12 protein-coding genes and 1 pseudogene are annotated in these 15,363 nt (G+C 68.5%); 9 read left to right on the top strand and 4 right to left on the bottom strand.

Annotated elements, in window-relative coordinates; translation table 11 throughout:
- Window positions 1-341: 341 nt before the first annotated feature.
- A complete protein-coding gene (locus tag KEG57_RS36700) occupies window positions 342-689 on the top strand; it encodes a hypothetical protein (protein WP_272428483.1) in 348 nt (115 codons plus the stop codon).
- Between the two features lie 432 nt (window positions 690-1,121).
- On the opposite strand, the pseudogene KEG57_RS56470 reads toward KEG57_RS36700, so the two are convergent.
- Window positions 1,122-1,325, bottom strand: a pseudogene (locus KEG57_RS56470) (transposase); the annotation flags it as partial.
- 495 nt (window positions 1,326-1,820) lie between these two features.
- Here KEG57_RS56470 and KEG57_RS36695 point away from each other — a divergent pair.
- Window positions 1,821-2,117 (top strand): hypothetical protein, encoded by a 297-nt coding sequence (locus KEG57_RS36695; RefSeq protein ID WP_272428484.1) that lies wholly within the window; start codon window positions 1,821-1,823, stop codon window positions 2,115-2,117.
- On the opposite strand, the gene KEG57_RS36690 is transcribed toward KEG57_RS36695, so the two are convergent.
- Complete coding sequence (locus tag KEG57_RS36690) at window positions 2,106-4,424, bottom strand: DUF6891 domain-containing protein (protein ID WP_272428487.1); 2,319 nt, start codon at window positions 4,422-4,424, stop codon at window positions 2,106-2,108. The two genes, KEG57_RS36695 and KEG57_RS36690, sit on opposite strands and share 12 nt — an antisense overlap.
- 98 nt (window positions 4,425-4,522) lie before the next feature.
- Here KEG57_RS36690 and KEG57_RS36685 point away from each other — a divergent pair, with 98 nt between their 5' ends.
- The 7 genes from KEG57_RS36685 (at window position 4,523) to KEG57_RS36655 (ending at window position 11,871) form a co-directional block, all read left to right on the top strand.
- Complete coding sequence (locus tag KEG57_RS36685; RefSeq protein WP_272428488.1) at window positions 4,523-6,718, top strand: hypothetical protein; 2,196 nt, start codon at window positions 4,523-4,525, stop codon at window positions 6,716-6,718.
- Window positions 6,719-6,984: 266 nt separating this feature from the next.
- Complete coding sequence (locus tag KEG57_RS36680; protein ID WP_272428490.1) at window positions 6,985-7,230, top strand: hypothetical protein; 246 nt, start codon at window positions 6,985-6,987, stop codon at window positions 7,228-7,230.
- A gap of 133 nt (window positions 7,231-7,363) precedes the next feature.
- The gene (locus tag KEG57_RS36675; RefSeq protein ID WP_272428492.1) at window positions 7,364-8,221 is read left to right on the top strand and encodes an RNA polymerase sigma factor; all 858 of its coding nucleotides are present in this window, start codon (window positions 7,364-7,366) and stop codon (window positions 8,219-8,221) included.
- Between the two features lie 63 nt (window positions 8,222-8,284).
- On the top strand, window positions 8,285-9,493 hold the full coding sequence (locus tag KEG57_RS36670) for a hypothetical protein (protein ID WP_272459359.1): 1,209 nt from the start codon (window positions 8,285-8,287) through the stop codon (window positions 9,491-9,493).
- Window positions 9,494-10,179: 686 nt separating this feature from the next.
- On the top strand, window positions 10,180-10,656 hold the full coding sequence (locus KEG57_RS36665; protein ID WP_272459358.1) for a hypothetical protein: 477 nt from the start codon (window positions 10,180-10,182) through the stop codon (window positions 10,654-10,656).
- A 576-nt stretch (window positions 10,657-11,232) separates the two neighbouring features.
- Window positions 11,233-11,595: a hypothetical protein gene (locus tag KEG57_RS36660; RefSeq protein ID WP_272459357.1), complete on the top strand. Its 363-nt coding sequence runs from the start codon at window positions 11,233-11,235 to the stop codon at window positions 11,593-11,595.
- Window positions 11,596-11,613: 18 nt separating this feature from the next.
- Window positions 11,614-11,871 (top strand): hypothetical protein, encoded by a 258-nt coding sequence (locus KEG57_RS36655; protein WP_272424394.1) that lies wholly within the window; start codon window positions 11,614-11,616, stop codon window positions 11,869-11,871.
- Between the two features lie 56 nt (window positions 11,872-11,927).
- Here the strand turns inward: KEG57_RS36655 and KEG57_RS36650 are convergent, their stop codons facing one another.
- Window positions 11,928-12,482: a tetratricopeptide repeat protein gene (locus KEG57_RS36650; protein WP_272424392.1), complete on the bottom strand. Its 555-nt coding sequence runs from the start codon at window positions 12,480-12,482 to the stop codon at window positions 11,928-11,930.
- A gap of 181 nt (window positions 12,483-12,663) precedes the next feature.
- On the bottom strand, window positions 12,664-14,931 hold the full coding sequence (locus KEG57_RS36645) for a 5'-nucleotidase C-terminal domain-containing protein (protein ID WP_272459356.1): 2,268 nt from the start codon (window positions 14,929-14,931) through the stop codon (window positions 12,664-12,666).
- Window positions 14,932-15,363: the final 432 nt, after the last annotated feature.

The raw sequence follows: 15,363 nt of genomic DNA, 5'->3' as shown, positions 1-15,363 counted from the left end.
CGGCTATCCCGTGCAGGCTTCTCGGAAGAGCTGCTACGTCTGCCCTCACGAGCTCGGCCGAGCGGAATAGGGTCCGCTCAGCGAGCGTCTTCGAAACCATGCGCAGCCGTTCGTCTCTTCTCGCGCTCGGCGCCCTCATGACCTGCTGCTCTCACGGCGGCCCGCCGCCTCCACGAGAGGCCGCCTCGAGCTCGCCCAGCGCCTGCGACGAGCTCCCGTTGTTTCGCGTCTACGAGGAGCACGGTGCCTCTCATCGACGAAGCGCTCACCGACTCGAGCTCGATCTGCCGGTGGATCTCCACTCCCTCGATTGTGGAGCGCCCGACAGCTACGGACACGAAATGACGCTCACGCTCGAGCTCGGCAGCGTCGCGGATCGTTGCGTGATCGAGGAAGCGTTCGCGGTCGGAAAAGCCTACGGTCCCCCTGGCTTCCCGTCGGGTTCCTGGAAAAACACCTTCACGGTAACCGGCGCTCCAGATCTTGCGTCCGCCGATCTGCAGCAGGTCGAGCTCCGAGATCCGACCCGCCGGGAGGCGCTCCTGCTCCTCGGGACCAGTTACTACTTCTACGCGGGCGTCGTCGACGGAGGTCGATTGAAGCCAGAGCTCATACCCGAGGAGGCGAGCGACTGCTGCTACGGCTTCACGAGCGCCGAAGCACTGCGCTGGTCGTATCCGAGCCCCTGAACGGACCGATCTCTCATCGAGATCAGCCGTATCTCGATGGTCTCCGCGTCAGCGCTTAGGGCAAATAACCAGCCAATTTCACCCTCGAGCAGGAACCGTCGCCCCGCCGCCCCCCCGCCGCGGCCGTATCCCCGACTACGGCATGATTGCGACATGTGTTCGCCATCGATGTGACAGCGTGTCCGAAGTGTGCGAGCACGATGCGGTGGCGAAACGTTACGCTTACACCGGATGCGATTCGCGAAGGGTTGGCCCGCGCGGGGCTCTCGGCGCGTGGACCGCCGATGCGTAAGCGTGTGCCCCTGGGGCAACTCTCGCTGCCATTCCCGAAAGCGCACCGGCTCCGGTGGCGTCGTCCACATCGAAATGCTCACCGAATAGAGGTAACTGCAAAGGCGCTCGGGGTGGCGCGACGTTCGGCGCTGCCGATGACCGTGCCGACGAAACGACTTCTCTTCGCAATGCCGCATTCGGCGCGAGCACGCCGTGAAACCGCACCATATGAAAACGCGGCGGCGGCACCATCGCGCATACCCGAGCGAGAAAATCGTAGGGATCCAGCACGACGCACCTCGTCCCGTCGCGCCACACTTTTTTCAGCTCGTATCGGACGTTCTCGCCGACGAACCCGAGACGCTCCGTCGCGACAACGTGAGCCGCGTAGGCTTCACCTCCGCCCCGCTCTTCCCCGCGTTGTACGTGAAAGCTACGCCACCTGAACGCTTGCGACTCCGACTCGGGTGCCGAACGGCTGCGTGGCCGAGAGAGCGCCGCGCCGCGAGGGCCGTGTTTTCGTCCCGGACCCGGGCGAGCAGGCCCATGACGACCTCGACGAGCTCATCGATCCGGCCCTCCTCGGCCATCGACAGGGCTTCGAGCGCACGTGGGCGAGGTCCTGGGGAGCGTTTGTCCGCGGGGAGGCCATGCGCGCTCTGGGAGCCGGAAGGGGCGGCCTGATCACTGCGGCGATGTGCTCGCGCTTTAGTCGTCCAAGATCAACGTCCTCGCCAGATCCTTCGCCTTCAGGTCGGCGAGCGCGTCCTCGGAGGCCTGGGCCACGACTGGGTCGTCGGACGCGGCTTCGAGGAAGGCGAGTGCACATTCGTCCTCGACGCCCTTCCGGAGCGGATAGTGCCAACCGAGGTAATCGAAGGCGGTGACGGTGTTGATGTCGTTGGGGTTGCTGATCAGGTTGGCCGGATCGGAGAACAGCCCGGGACGGGTTTTTACTGGGACCTCAAACGACTCGACGAGCTCGCCTACAGCGAAAACGTCGTCGATCTGATGGTGCGCACCATCGCCCGCCTGCCGCGAACCACGCAGGAAGCCCTCCGCCTCGCCGCCGCCATCGGGAGCGAGTTCGACCTCGGCGTGCTCGCCACCGTGCTCGTCCCGTCGGCCGGGACCGCGACGATGCTACCAGGCTGAGCGAAGTAGCCGTGCCCTGCACGGCGCCGCTTGCGGAGGCGGAGCCAGCTCGTCGAGCACCACGATGGCGCGGTCGTACGCGGCGCGGAGGCGCGCCGCGATCGCGGGGCGCTTCTCGGGCGGAGCGAGCGAGAGGAGCATGAGGCCCACGTCGAGCAGCTCGCGGGGCCACGCCCACTTCGCCATGAAGGCGATGAGCCGCTCCAGGGCGTCGTCGCGCCGCCCGGCGAGCAGCAGCAATCGCGCGATTTCCATCGAGCGCCGACCCATGGACGGCGCTTCCGGAGCTCGATCGAGCTTCAGCGCCTCGTCGAGGCGACCGACGGCCATCATCACCGTCACGCATTCCCCCCACCACGCCTGGCCCACGCCCAAGCGCTCCACCACGTCGTCGAAGATCTTGCTGCTGCGCTCGCGATCGACGGCCGCGAGCTTCACCAGCAACCGCGAAAGCGACCGCATGCGCTGCCGCACCTGCATGAGGCCCTGCGCTTCGGTCGCGGTGAGCTCCCGAGTTGTGCTCTCGAGCCTCCGCTCGTCCGTGGGCGTCCACTCCGGGGAGACGTCCTGCGCGCGCGCTGTCCAGTCGATCTCGAACGACGCGGCGGCGGCCTGGTCGAGGGTCGCGCGCGCCGCGGCCACCTCCGCTTTGCTCTCCGCCACCTTCTCCTCGAGGCTCGCGGTGAGCAGCGCCAACGCGGACTCGGGATCTCCGCTCGCGGCGAGGGCATGGGCCGCGACGACCGGCCCCCGCTCCCACTCGGCGTACGTGATGAGGCAATCCTGGTAGGACGTCTCGAGCTCGCGGATGCGCTCCTTCGTGGCGTTCACGTCCACGGGCGGCAGCTCGCCGAGCGCGATGAGGGCGAGCGTCCGGTCGTCGCCATCGATCTTCGGAAGCAGCGCGCGCGCCATGTCGATCTCGCCGGCCGCGATCATCTCCTCCATGAGATCCGGCACGGCGCCGCCCTCCACCTCGTCGAGGCGCGCTTCGAGATCGTTCGCGATCGCACACGCGCGGAACGCGCCCCGGCGCGCGAGCGACTGGGGCTTTTCGATGAGCTCCTCGCTGGACCAGAGCCACCCGAACGCGGGGTCTGTGTAGCCCTCGCTTTCCTCCGGCGTGAGGTAAGACCACAGCGCGGCCGCGAGCAGCACGCGGCCCTCGCGGGCATCGCGCCCTTCGTAGGGGGTCCTCTCGTCGTACGACCAGACAGCGCGCGAATCGCCGATCCAGCGATCCTCCTGGTACTTCGAGATGGGCCGGCCCGCCTCCCGCATGAGGCACGCGAGCCATGCCTTCGCCGCCGCGGCGAAGATGGTGGGCGGCAGGGGACTGATGCGGGCGACGGCGACGCGCGCGACGACGTCGTCCGAAAGGCCGCCGCGCAGGAGGAGAGCGATGTACGAGAGCGCGGGATCGCGGGTCAGCGCCGTGGTGAGGTCATTGTCCCACCGGCGGTCGACCGACGGATGCCGGCGGTACGCCGCGAGCAGCACCTCGCGGGCGAGCGCCTCCTCGCCGGCGCCGGCCAAGGCGCGCGCGGTGATATCGGCCATCCCGGCACGGGTGCTCCGGGAGGCCAAGCGCGCCGCGAGCGCGCCGGCGCCGACCGACACCAGCGCGGGCCCCAGCTCGATCGGGAACATGTTCGGTACGCAGCAGAGGATCGCCGTCGCGAACGCGCGCTCCCACGCCGCCACGTGCTCCTCGATCGACTTCGCGTCGTCGGGCCGGGGCGGCGCGCGCCGGCGTTTCTTCCAGTCGAGCGCGACCTCCACGGTCCGCTCGCTGCGCCCTTCGGCCGCGAGACCGGCGCGCTTCAGGGCGGCCACGACGCGCTCGACGATCCGGCCGTGCGCGCTGTCGTCGTCCGCGATCGCGCCGCCGCACTGCAAGCCGAGCGGGCCTCCGGAGGCGACGTCGTCGAGCATGCCCCAGTGAAAGTAGACATAGCCGCGCACCGCGGTGCCGCGGGCCTCCTCGTCCATCATCTCCGCCTTGATGGCCGGGATCGCGCAGCTCGTGCAGCACCAGAAGCTCTGGCGCGCCACGACGCCCTCGGCTTCCAGCGCGGCGAACGCGCTGTCGAGGCGATCGCAGTCGGTGGTCTCGGGCCACCCTCGCTCTTCGATCGCGCGCTTCTCCAGCGCGGCCGCGAGCGCCGCCCGAACCACGGGCTCGCCGTGATCCGGGAACTGCTCGGTGGCATCCTCGACGATCCGTTCGTCGTCCGAGTACCCGAGGTGGAGCTCGCGTGCGATCATCGCGTCGAGCTTGGAGGGGACGTCTCGATGGCCGAGCATGGCGCCTGGTCGCACGGGACTCTGGACGCCGCAAGAACCGGATCGGCACGACGTCGAACCGCGCGACGCGGGCGGCGCCCACGTCGTATCCTGGCGCGATGACGCCCGTGGAGATCACTGTGCTCGACGGCGCCGCCGCGGGCCTCTTGCTGCGCACCGACGCGCCGGTTCGGATCGGCAGCGATCCGGCCTGCGAGATCGTCCTCCCCGACCCGGGCGTGGCCCCGGTCCACGTGATCCTGGAGCCGGGCGACCCCGGGTGGAGCCTGCGCTCCACGCCCGGCGTGCACGTCGCCGTGCTGCTCGATCGCAAGGGCGGCGGGCCTGCCCACGCCGCGTCGCTGTCGACGTTCGCGTTCCTCGACGTCGGGCCGGTCACCCTGCTGTTCCACAAGCTGGGCGGCCTCTACATCAGCGCGCCGACGATCCACGAGGCCGCGCGCGGCCTGCCCTCGCGATCCTCGGAGGCCGCTCTCCACACGATCGCCAAGCTGTCGCGCGCCCGCGCGGCGCCGGCCATCGCGATGATCGACGACGATCGACTGCTGGTCGCCGGCGGGGAGCCGCCGATGCGCGGGGAGCCGTTCGCCAACGCCGACGTGGTGTCGCTTTCGGCGCGCGAGACACGCGAGATCCCGCTCCAGGTGGCGCGTGTCGCCCCCAAGGCCACGCGGCTCGGCGACGGGCGCGTGGTGATCGCCGGCGGGGGGACGGACACCGTCGAGATCCTCGATCCGTGCACGCTCACGACGGCGCGCGCCGCGTCCATGCGCGCCGCGCGCACCGGCGGCGCGGAGCTCCTGCTGCCCGGCGATCGGGTGCTGGTGCTCGGCGGCCAGCACGAGCGGAGCCCGCACGTGGCCGAGCTCTACGACGCCGCGCGCGACACCTGGACGCCGATCCCCGGACCGCCGCTCTCCCGCGTGGTCATGGCGCGCCTCGACGCGCGCCGCTTCCTGATCGCGAACGATCGCGGGTTCTTCGCCCCCCTGCCACCCACCGCGTACTTCGTGCTCGACACCGAGGCCTTCACCTTCGAGCCCATCGCGCCGCCCGCGCGCCCGCGCCGCACCCCGTTCCTGGTCTCGCTGGGCGAGGGGCGAGCGCTGGTGGTCTCGGGGCTCCCGTCCTCCGGGCCGGGCGTGACGCGTGAGGTGGACGTGTTCGATCTCGCGACCCGCTCCTTCACGCCGACCGGTGATCTGCGCGCGCCGCGCATGTACCCGGCCACGGTGGCGATCGACGGGGGCCGCGTGCTGGTGATCGGCGGCGACAGCGCCTACGTGGGCGTCTACAGCGCGGAGGTGATCGACGTGGCGCGGGGCGTGTGCTCCGGCCTGCCGGCGTTGCGCAAGGGCATGAAGCCGACCGGCGCGCTCTCGCTCGGCGACACCGCGGTGGTGGTGGGCCTCGAGGACGTCGCCCTGGCGCGCGGCGAGGCCTGGCCGCCTCCACCATACGGCCGGCGCGCGGCCTCCCACGGCGGCATCACGTTCCGTTCCGCGCTCGCGTGGGGGCCGCGGGGCCTGGAGCACGCCGAGGTGTGGAGCCCGCGACCCGGCGGCGCCGCGGTGGCCGCGCTGTTCCGCGGGGTGGCCCCCTACTGCGGCGACGTCGGCGCCGACGTGTGCCGCTGGGTGCTCGGCGAGCTGCTCGCCGAGCCCGCCTACGGCGCGCCGCTCCCGGTCGTGACCGCGACGCCGCCGCTCGGCGTCCGCCACCGCCACCACCGCTGGACCTCGCACGTCCTGGATCGCGCGCCGCTGCCCGCCGATCCGCTGGCGCTCCCCGAGGCGCTGGCGGCGCGCATCGACGCCGCGCTCGCCGCCATGAACGTCGCCGACCCAGCCTTCGACGCGCTCGCCGAAGGCGTCATCGCCGCCGTGGTGCCGGGGCTCGTGCGCCTCGTGCGCCGCGGGGCTGCGCGCGTCTACCGGGTGCGCGGCGGGCAGGCGTCGATCGCGGTGGACGAGCACGGCGTGATCGAGGACATGCTCGCGAGCGGCCAGATCACGAAGGAAATGCTCGAAGGAGAGGGGGGCGCCGAGATACGGAAGCTCCTCGGCAACGCCTCCGCCTCATGCTTCGGACGCACCAAGCGAGCCCAGCCGGCGTTCGACATCGCGGTCGAGCCGGGCGACCGGCTGGTGCTGGTCCCCTGGGCGGTGCGCAAGGGGGTGAGCGACGCCGAGCTCGCGGCGGCGGTCGTCGATCCGTCGTTCGCGGCGCTGACCGCGTGGGCGGAGCGAGAGGAGCGCGGGTATGGAGTGGTGTCGATCCGCGTGACTGCCTGAGCGTCTGGAAAACGCGAGTCTCCATCTCGCCACCGCTGGCTATCGACGCCGCTCTCCGCGCCTCGCCGGCAGGTAGGCGCCGCGGGGAGGGGGCGCTTCGCCTGCGTGAGCGGGCGGAGGTGCGCGCCCGATCGCGACCGCGGTCACGGTGTCGGTCGACACGACGTTGCCAGTGCAGGGGATGCGCGCGTTCGAGGTGGTGGGCCCCGACGCGCTGACGTCCGTGGAGGCGTCGTTTTACCTGCGCAAGGCCGCCCTCAAAGGCAATGTGTCCGAGCAAGCTTTTCCTTCCCGAGGAGAGCAACGGCGTCGACCTCCACGTCGAGGAGGCGATGAAGACGCACGGAAAGCTCTGCGAGAACGTGCCGGGGGCCTGGTTCGCGTCGGAATCGTCGACGCCCGTGCAATGTGATGCGAGTGTGGGCGTCGTGGATCCATTCGCTTCCAGCACCATTCCGGTGGCCGCGATCGGCGATGCCGGCGAGTGCCGCAGGGGACGGGTAGATTTGTAAACTGAGTTGCGAAAACGGAACGCGTCGACGGGACCGCGTCGATTTTCTGTTACCTCTCGCTTCCCCGCGCATTGTTTGTAGGCATGGGATCGTCCAAATCCGATTACGCCGCCGACGCGCCGAGCTCCTCGGCTTGCGGCTCGATGTCCGGCGCATCGTCCGGAGCGACAAGGCGCGCACGCGCGACTCCGCGGACGACAAGGAACAGCAGGTGATCGCCAATGCGCTCGGCGACCTCCCCAACTACGCCCCGCACCCTGACGGCATGAAGCCGTGGGTCGTGGCGATCGCGCGGAACGTGATGGGGACAGCGCGCCGGATCACTCGCCGGCACCAGCAGGTGTTCGAATCCGACGCTGGGCGCGTGGCCAAGTTCGCGACATCGGAGCCCTCGCCCGAGCGCGCGGCGCAGTTGAAGCAGGCCCTTCACAAGGTGATGGATGCTGTCGGAGACCTGCCCCCCTCCCAAGCCGCGGTCTTGTGGATGGTGTGCGTCCAAGGGCATTCGCACGACGAGGCCGGGGCGAAGCTGGGAATCTCCGAGGACGCGGCGAAGATGGCGCTCTCTCGCGCGCGCGACACGTTGCGGGAGCGTCTCGGCGACGAACTCTTCTCCGTCCCGCCTCCCCTGCTCGTGCTCTTCGACTGGTTTCAGCGACTCGGCCATCTGTGGGCCTTGTTCATGGCCATAATGTTCGCGTCGCTCGCGCTCTCGCCGCGTGGGCCTGACGACGTGGCCGCGGGTGCGGCGCGCGCCGTGGCAGCGTCCGCCACGGACGTCGCGCACGCGGCGGCGGACGCCGCGGAGCCAGCGTCGTCGTTCGAGCACGCTGGTTCACCCGTGCCCGTCATGGAGCCACCCACGCCGAAGAAGCAGACGCACACGCCGCACACGCCACGTCGTCCCCTGGTCGACAGCGACAAGCAAGGCCGCCCCACGAGCGGTTTGTCCGCGGACCCGAAGGGTTCGTCCGCGGACACGTCCCACTAGGATCCGAGCCTCCGAGTGTGCTAATAATCGAGCCCCATGCGCGCGATCGTGTGCTGTTCGATCTTGCTTCTCGCGTCGCCCGCGGCGCGGGCGCAGAGCAGTCTCCCCAGCGCCACCGACGAGAGCCCCGAGGCGGACGTGGAGCTACGGTTCCAGGCGTTCGCGCAGCTCGCGGACCGCGAGCGCGCCGCGGGGCGGCTGCGGGAAGCTGCCAAGGCGTACCGCCAGGCGCTCAACGTGCGGTCCGATCCGCTCGTCTCGGGGCGTCTCGGGCTCGTGCTGGTCGAGGGCGGCAGGCCCGAGGATGCCGCCGAGCTGCTGCTCTACGCGCTCCATCAGGCCCCGGCTACGACGCCCGCGGAGCGTGCAGAGCGCAGGCGTTTCTTCGAGGCGCACGAGGTGGCGCGCGCTCATGGCTCGTGGGTCGAGATATTCGTCTCTCACGCGGGCGCGCGTGTGACGGTGGACGGCATCGATCGGAACGATGCGGGGCGTTCGGCCTTCTGGACGTTCGTGGCGGGAGGAGAGCACGAGATCCGGGCGACCCTCGACGGCTTCGAAGAGGCGGTCGTGAAGTTCACGGCCGTGAAGGGGAAGGACATGAAGGTTTCCGTTCCCCTGACGGCGCGCAAGGTGGAGGAGGAGCCGGCGGTCTATGTGCCGGAGAAGGACCCGACCGCGACTTTGTCCGCTGTGGTCTCCGGACCGGGTTTCACGAAGCAGGAGGACCCGTTCGCGTACGACGACCAACCCAAGGAAGCCCACGCGGGCGAGAAGAAGGGGTTGCGCGGATTCGTGGGGGCGGGTCCGGTGGTGGTGTTTGGCGTGGCGTCGTGGATGCCGGCCGTGGGGGCGACACTTGCGGGAGGAGTGCAGCCCAACGATTATGTGTCGCTCGGATTGGAGGCTCGTGCGGCATGGCTGACCACGGGCGTGGCGGACCGCCCAATCAGTGCGATGACAGCGGGCGGCATCGCGAGTGTGTGCGGGCACTACAAGTGGATCTTCGGCTGCGCCCTCGGGCATTTGGGCGTAATCACTGTCGACTTCGCAGTACAGAGCTTCAAACCGGCCAATTTTTCGGCAATCAAGCCCGGCGCGGGCGCGCGCGTCGGCGCGCACGTTCGAGTCACGGAGTCATTTGCGCTCCGCGCGGAAGCTGACGTTCTCGGTCTGTCGAGCGGCGTTCAGGTGGCCGTTGGATCGACGGTCGTCTCCGATCAGCCCCCGGTCATGATCGGTGTGCAGCTTGGTGGAGGTTGGGAATTTTGAAGATGCAAAAGCTTTTTATCTGCTCGGTCGCTTTGGGCCTCGGCGTGATCGCTGCCTCTTGCACGGCGCCGCCATCCTTCTTTCCTGGGGAGTGCGATCCAGACGCGGTTTTTCCCGCCCCTGAGTGCATCCCGGACGGGGGCGCGGATGCTGGCGATGCAGAAGCCGGTCCCACCGAACCCGACGCGGGTCAATCCGCGTGCCCCGGCCGGTGCGTCCCGGTTCCCAGCGGAAACGCCGGGTACTGGTCGGAGGTCGCGGTCTCTCTCCTCGTATACCCGTCAAACGCGATGGCAGCACCTCCGGAGTGTCCAGAGGGTGCCTCCGCGGAGAAGTGGCGCCTCCTCGCAGACCTCGACGCCCCTGCCGCCGCGTGCGAGCCTTGCGAGTGCGGCCCCTCGACCGGCGCGTGCAAAGCACTGCCGGAGAAGATGCAGATCCGCGCGGGGGCGTGCGGGGAAAGCGGGGCCGCCAGCCTCCCTTTTGATGCTCCGGCCGGTTGGGATGGCTCCTGCACGAGCGAAAACGCCCTTCCGGCCGGTGCGCAGTGCGGCGGGGAGCCGTGTGCCCAGTCCGTGTGGGTTTCACCGCTCCCCGGGCCGACAAACGAGGAGGGGTGCAGCCCTAAGAGCGAGACACCTGCGTTCACCACGACGAGGGAGTGGAAGACCGCGGGCCTCGCGTGCATGAATAACACGGTGGACGACGCCTGCGCCGACGCAGGGACGCAGTATTGCGTGAGCGATCCCGGCCCTGGCTGGCTCCAATGTGTCGTTCGCGAAGGGGCCGACGCCCCCTGCCCGGACAACTACAACTGGGCCCGGTACGAGATGTTCCCCGAGGATGCCGTCATTGATGAACGCGACTGCGAGGAGTGCGCATGCGGGCCGCCCGAGGGGAGTGCATGCACCGCATCGATTCACCTCTATGAGGGGCCGGTCTGCTCCTCTCAATCGGAGCAATTCGGCATGCTGTCTCCCCATGACCAGTGTCAAAACATAGGTCCCCCGGGCCACGCACTCGCCGGCAAGGCGATCACCAACCTCGAATACGTGCCCGGCACGTGCGCCGCGACCGGCGGAGCGCCGAAGGGCGAGGCCAAGAGGGACATGACCAAGGCCGTCACCTTCTGCTGCCTCTACCCGTTTTACCTCATCAACTGATACCCGCCTCTCGGGTACGACACTCTCCCACAAAACGACAGCGGTCGCGTTACCTCGTGCCCGCTCGCGCATTGTTTGTCTCCTGAAGGGGCGAGCATCTCGCTCCTTCACAAGACACAAGCGACCCGCAGAAGGGGGCGATGGGCATGCTTCTCTGGGCGAGCGCAGCCCTTCGCCCTCTCCTAGGGGTCGTTTGTCGCCGATCTCAGGCGGCTGCGAGTTCGAGGCGCCCCTTTTTAAACGCGCGCGCGCCATCGATTCGCCGTCGCCTCGGGTCGGCGACGCCGCAAAAATGGGAGAAGAAAGATGAGCGCCCGACAGGATACCGACGACGACGCCGCTACAGCCGTGATGGTCCGCCAAGCGCTGCTTCCGCCGCCACCAAGCGGCATTCGCCCGAGCGTCGTGCATTCAGAGCCGCCGCCCCGAGATACGGTCTTTGATCCACCGTCGCGTTGGAGGTGCCTCGGGGCTCTGGCCCATGCCCTCGTCTACCGTCTACGAGAGCGCTTGCGCCGGCGCCGGCTCTCGGATCGGCTCCCTCCGCTTCCCCTGTCTCGCTCGGAGAGGTCCACCTTGGTTGCCGCGGGCGCTGTCGCGCGCGATGAACGCGGCGAGCAGCTCCTCCTCGATCTCATGCGCGCGGAGCCTGCCTTTCAGAAAGCCGCGATCCACGGCGCGTATTACGCGTGCGAGCTTCGGAAACTCGGGGAGGATGCACACGACGAGGGCCTCGTCCACTTCGCACTGTCTCGGATGCGGGTGGACAGCGACGGCTTCGTCTCGCTCGCACGGTTGCGGGACAGACTCCCGAACTTGTCGTTTTCGGGCGCGCTCGTGCCCGCCCTGCTTCGGCTGGAAAGAGCGGGCATCGTCTCGCTCACCATAGACGATGCTCGACCCGAGCGCGTGCAGCTCCGGCTCCGGGTCCCCCTTTGAAACGTAGGAGACACCATCATGTCCAGGAACAGCACGTCCAAGAAAAGGATACCCGAGTCCGAGACAGCCGAATCTGCGGAGTTGGCCACGGCGTTCGCGCTCGCCAGCGATGGAAAGCTTTATTTTACCTTCGAGAGCGCCCCGCCCCCGGGCCGTGCGGTGTTCGTGGGCTATGCATTGCGCGCCGACGAAGTCAGGAGGTTTGGCGTCGGGGGCTTGCTCCTCTGGGCACTCGTCCAGACCCTCGCGCTCGGGAGCGACGGGTGCATCGGATGACGAGAGGACGGCAGCCGCGCGAGCCGCCCACGAAGCGGTGGGGAAGCACCCCGCGCTCAAGGCGGGACGGGTCGGTGCTGGAGGGCGTGCTCGGCTTCCATCATGTACCTCCGGTATTCGGCATCGTCGGGCTCGAGCCCGAGCTCACCATGGAGATACGCCATGGCCAGCGTTTGCAGCGCGGGCGCATGTTCCAGCTCGCCGGCCTTCTCGTACAGCGCGAGGGCCTTCTTGTCGTCCTTCGGCACGCCTGCGCCCGCGCGGTACGCATTGGCGAGCAGGAACGTCGCGTCCGGCGACCCTCTCTCCGCAGCGATCTCGAACCAGCGCGCGGCCTCCCGAGGGTCGGCCCTGACCCCTTGCCCATTCTGGCTCATGACGCCGAGGAAGTAGGCGGCGCTCGGGTGGCGCGAGGGTTCGGCGCGAAGGAAATGACCACGCGCGCGCTTCACGTCCTTGGGGACCGCGGGTATACCCGCGAGGTAGATCCTCCCGAGCGCGATCTCCGCCTCGATATCTCCCTGCTCCGCGGCTCTCGTCAGCGTATGCATCCCGGCCTTCACCTGCTCCGGGTCGGAGAGGCCGAGCAGACGGAAACCGAGGTTTCGCATGGCAAGGCCGTCGCGGGGCTTGGTCGAGGATCGTGACGGCGGCGCGGGCAAACCGGCGAGGGCAGGGCGATCGGGCTCTCGGCGAGCACTTCGGCCAAGCCATGAAACGAGGAGAAGGGCGGCGGTGAGGGACAGGGCCGCACCGCCGATCAGCGTGACACGTCGCACACCCAATGAGAGCTTACTGGCTCAGGTCGATGGCGTAAATCGACAACGACTTGCCGCTTCCGTCGTCCTGCTGCATGAGCGAGATGTTCGTGAGCCCGGCGGCCTGCGCCTTCGGGAGCGCGTTCTGCGCCGAGGTGAAGGTGACGGGGCCCATGGTCGTGACCTTGGTGAACTGGAAGCTCCGCGCGGAGCCGTGCTCTGCGCGCGTGATGTTCTGGATCTTCTTGATGTACGCGATGAGCACCTCGCGATTCGTGTCGGGCGCGGCGAAGATCGTCTTCGACCCGTCGAGCCCGGGGAAGTTGCCGCCGCCGCTCGCGCGGTAGTTGTTCGTCGCGACGATGAACTCCTGGCCCATATCCATGGGCGCCCCCTCGAACATCAGGTTCTTGATGCGCCCGCTCGCCTTCATGCCCATGGGCGGCAGCGGCTGCGTCACGTCGATCTCGTACGAGATACGCGTGTCCGTGAACATGTCGAAGTTGTAGCCGGCCATCGCCAGGTTGATGAGCGGTTGCGGCATCGTCTGGGCCGGATCGATCTGGAGGAAGCGCGTCGCCGCCCGCTCGAGCCAGTCGAGGATCTCCGCGCCGGTCACCTTCACCGCCTGGAGCGTGTTCGCGTAGAGGTAGAGGTCGGCTGCGTTGTTGATGGCGAGGCTGCCGGCCATCACGTCCGTATAATCGGTCCCGCCCTGGAAACCGGTCTTGAACGGGGCGCTCATCGACAGGACGGGGAGCCCCGCGTACTGGGGCAGGTTTTCCTGGATGTAGGACGCGACGTAATCTGCCTGGGCCTCGTTGACGATCTGGATCGCGCCGACGTCGCCCACGTCAGCGAACACCGTCGTCATCTCGAAATCGGTCGTGCCGATCGGCGTCTTGACGTAAGCGATGGTCGCCTGGTGCTCGGCATCGAGCAGCGACGCGATGGCCGGGTCGGCCGGGACGTAGACCTTCGTCTTGTCCGGCTGCATGTTGCACATCGTCGCGAACGCGCAGGGCGCCCCCGTGAGCCATTGCTCCATCGCATCGCACGCGGCGGGGAGCCCGTTCTCGCACGTGGTCGCGATGGGGCGGGCCTCGACGAGGGTCTTCGTCTTGTCCACGGTCCAGCTCGTGCCATCGTAGGTCAGGCCGAGCTTGATGACGCCGAGGTGCTGGCCCCAGAAATTCGCCATGACCGCGGGTACCCCCGCGACGGTGCCGAGGGCCTTGTCGACCTCGGGCAGGTCGAACTGCGGCGTCGTGCTCTTTGCGTTGGGGAAGATCTGGTGGGAATGCCCCATGAGCATCGCGTCGATGCCGGGCACGTGAGCGAGGTGCCACGCCTGGTTCTCGAGGGACGGCACGTACGGCGTGTTGTCGAGGCCTCCGTGGATGATGGCGACGACGAGATCGGCCCCGTTCTTGCGAAGATCGGCGATGAGCGGCGCGGCGACCTCCTCGACGCCCTTCGTGAACACCTTGCCATCGAGCCACCTCTTGTCCCAGTTCAAGATCTGCGGGGGCGTGAAGTCGAGGAAGCCTATGCGGAGCGTGCTCTCGACGGCCGTGCCGTCGGGCCCCGTCGCCGTGATGGTCTTCGTGACGAGGACCGACGGCTGGAAGATGGTCTCGTTCGTCTTCATGCTGAAGACGTTGGAGTTCACCTGCGGGAACAGCGGGCCTGCGCAGGCCGAAGAGCCGCTCAGATCGAGGTCCGGGACGTCGAACGGGGTATGGGTCACCTGCGACAGGAAGGCGAGGCCGTAGTTGAATTCGTGGTTGCCGATGCCTGCCACGTCGAACTTCAGCTGGTTCATGGCCTTGTACATGGCCAGCGTTTGATCGCAAGGTAGCGGCGTGACGAGCGCCTGGTAATCGGCGAGCACGGTGCCCTGGATGGTATCGCCGTTGTCGACGAGCAGGTTGTTCGGGAACTCGGCGCGTGCCTGATTGACGAGGGTCGAGGTGCGCTCGAGGCCGATCGCCTTGTCCTCCACCAGCTTGAAATAGTCGTAGCTCAGAATGTTCGTGTGCAGATCCGTCGTCTCGAGCAGCGCGACGACCGCCGTCGATCCATCCGGGGTCACCTGCATCCCGCCCGAGCCGCCCGCGCCCCCTGAGCCACCCGCGCCCCCTGAGCCACCCGCGCCGCCGGAGCCGCCCGCGCCCGCCGAGCCGCTCGAGCTCGCATTGTTCGTGGTCGTGCCGCCCGTGTCGTCACCGCATGCTGCGAGCGCCCCCATCGCCAGGACCGCCCCAGAAATCGCCAAAAGGCTTCCGAGTCGAGCTCTCATCTCACCCTCTCCGCCTAGGGCGGCCGTTTCGCAGGAGGGTAGGCAACGCGAAGGACTTTGTCCAGGTCTGAAGGGTAGGCAACGCGAAGGACGTGTCCAGGTCTGCCAAGGCTGCGTAATTTGGGGTAGAAGTGAGCTGGTTGTTGCTCTACGACGCCGCCGGGACCGTTTCCCGCTCCGAGCTTCGCGATGTCGCACCGCGGAACGTTTCCTCCGTCCTCCTGGCTAAGCGATTACGATTTTATTCGATGCCCGCCGGGGCGTCGATGGAACGCGTGCCTCGCTCGCGCCCGTCGACACGTCGACGCCCCGCGCTTCGACATGTCGACGGCGCCAGGAGAGGTCCGGGTGGGCGCTCGCGAGGCCGCCAGGTGCTGGCAGGAGGATTGCTTTCGCGCCCCCAGCGCTGGCATCATCCAGCGCCGCCAGTCC

Source organism: Polyangium jinanense, assembly GCF_028435365.1.
This window is presented reverse-complemented; position numbering and strand designations above follow the sequence as displayed.

Excerpts from the sequence above, each read along its gene's own strand:
- KEG57_RS36690 (WP_272428487.1), bottom strand. The coding sequence starts at position 4,424 with ATGCTCGGCCATCGAGACGTCCCCTCCAAGCTCGACGCGATGATCGCA.
- KEG57_RS36655 (WP_272424394.1), top strand. The coding sequence starts at position 11,614 with ATGTCCAGGAACAGCACGTCCAAGAAAAGGATACCCGAGTCCGAGACA.
- KEG57_RS36700 (WP_272428483.1), top strand. The coding sequence starts at position 342 with ATGACGCTCACGCTCGAGCTCGGCAGCGTCGCGGATCGTTGCGTGATC.
- KEG57_RS36650 (WP_272424392.1), bottom strand. The coding sequence starts at position 12,482 with ATGCGAAACCTCGGTTTCCGTCTGCTCGGCCTCTCCGACCCGGAGCAG.
- KEG57_RS36680 (WP_272428490.1), top strand. The coding sequence starts at position 6,985 with ATGTGTCCGAGCAAGCTTTTCCTTCCCGAGGAGAGCAACGGCGTCGAC.
- KEG57_RS36665 (WP_272459358.1), top strand. The coding sequence starts at position 10,180 with ATGAATAACACGGTGGACGACGCCTGCGCCGACGCAGGGACGCAGTAT.
- KEG57_RS36685 (WP_272428488.1), top strand. The coding sequence starts at position 4,523 with ATGACGCCCGTGGAGATCACTGTGCTCGACGGCGCCGCCGCGGGCCTC.
- KEG57_RS36645 (WP_272459356.1), bottom strand. The coding sequence starts at position 14,931 with ATGAGAGCTCGACTCGGAAGCCTTTTGGCGATTTCTGGGGCGGTCCTG.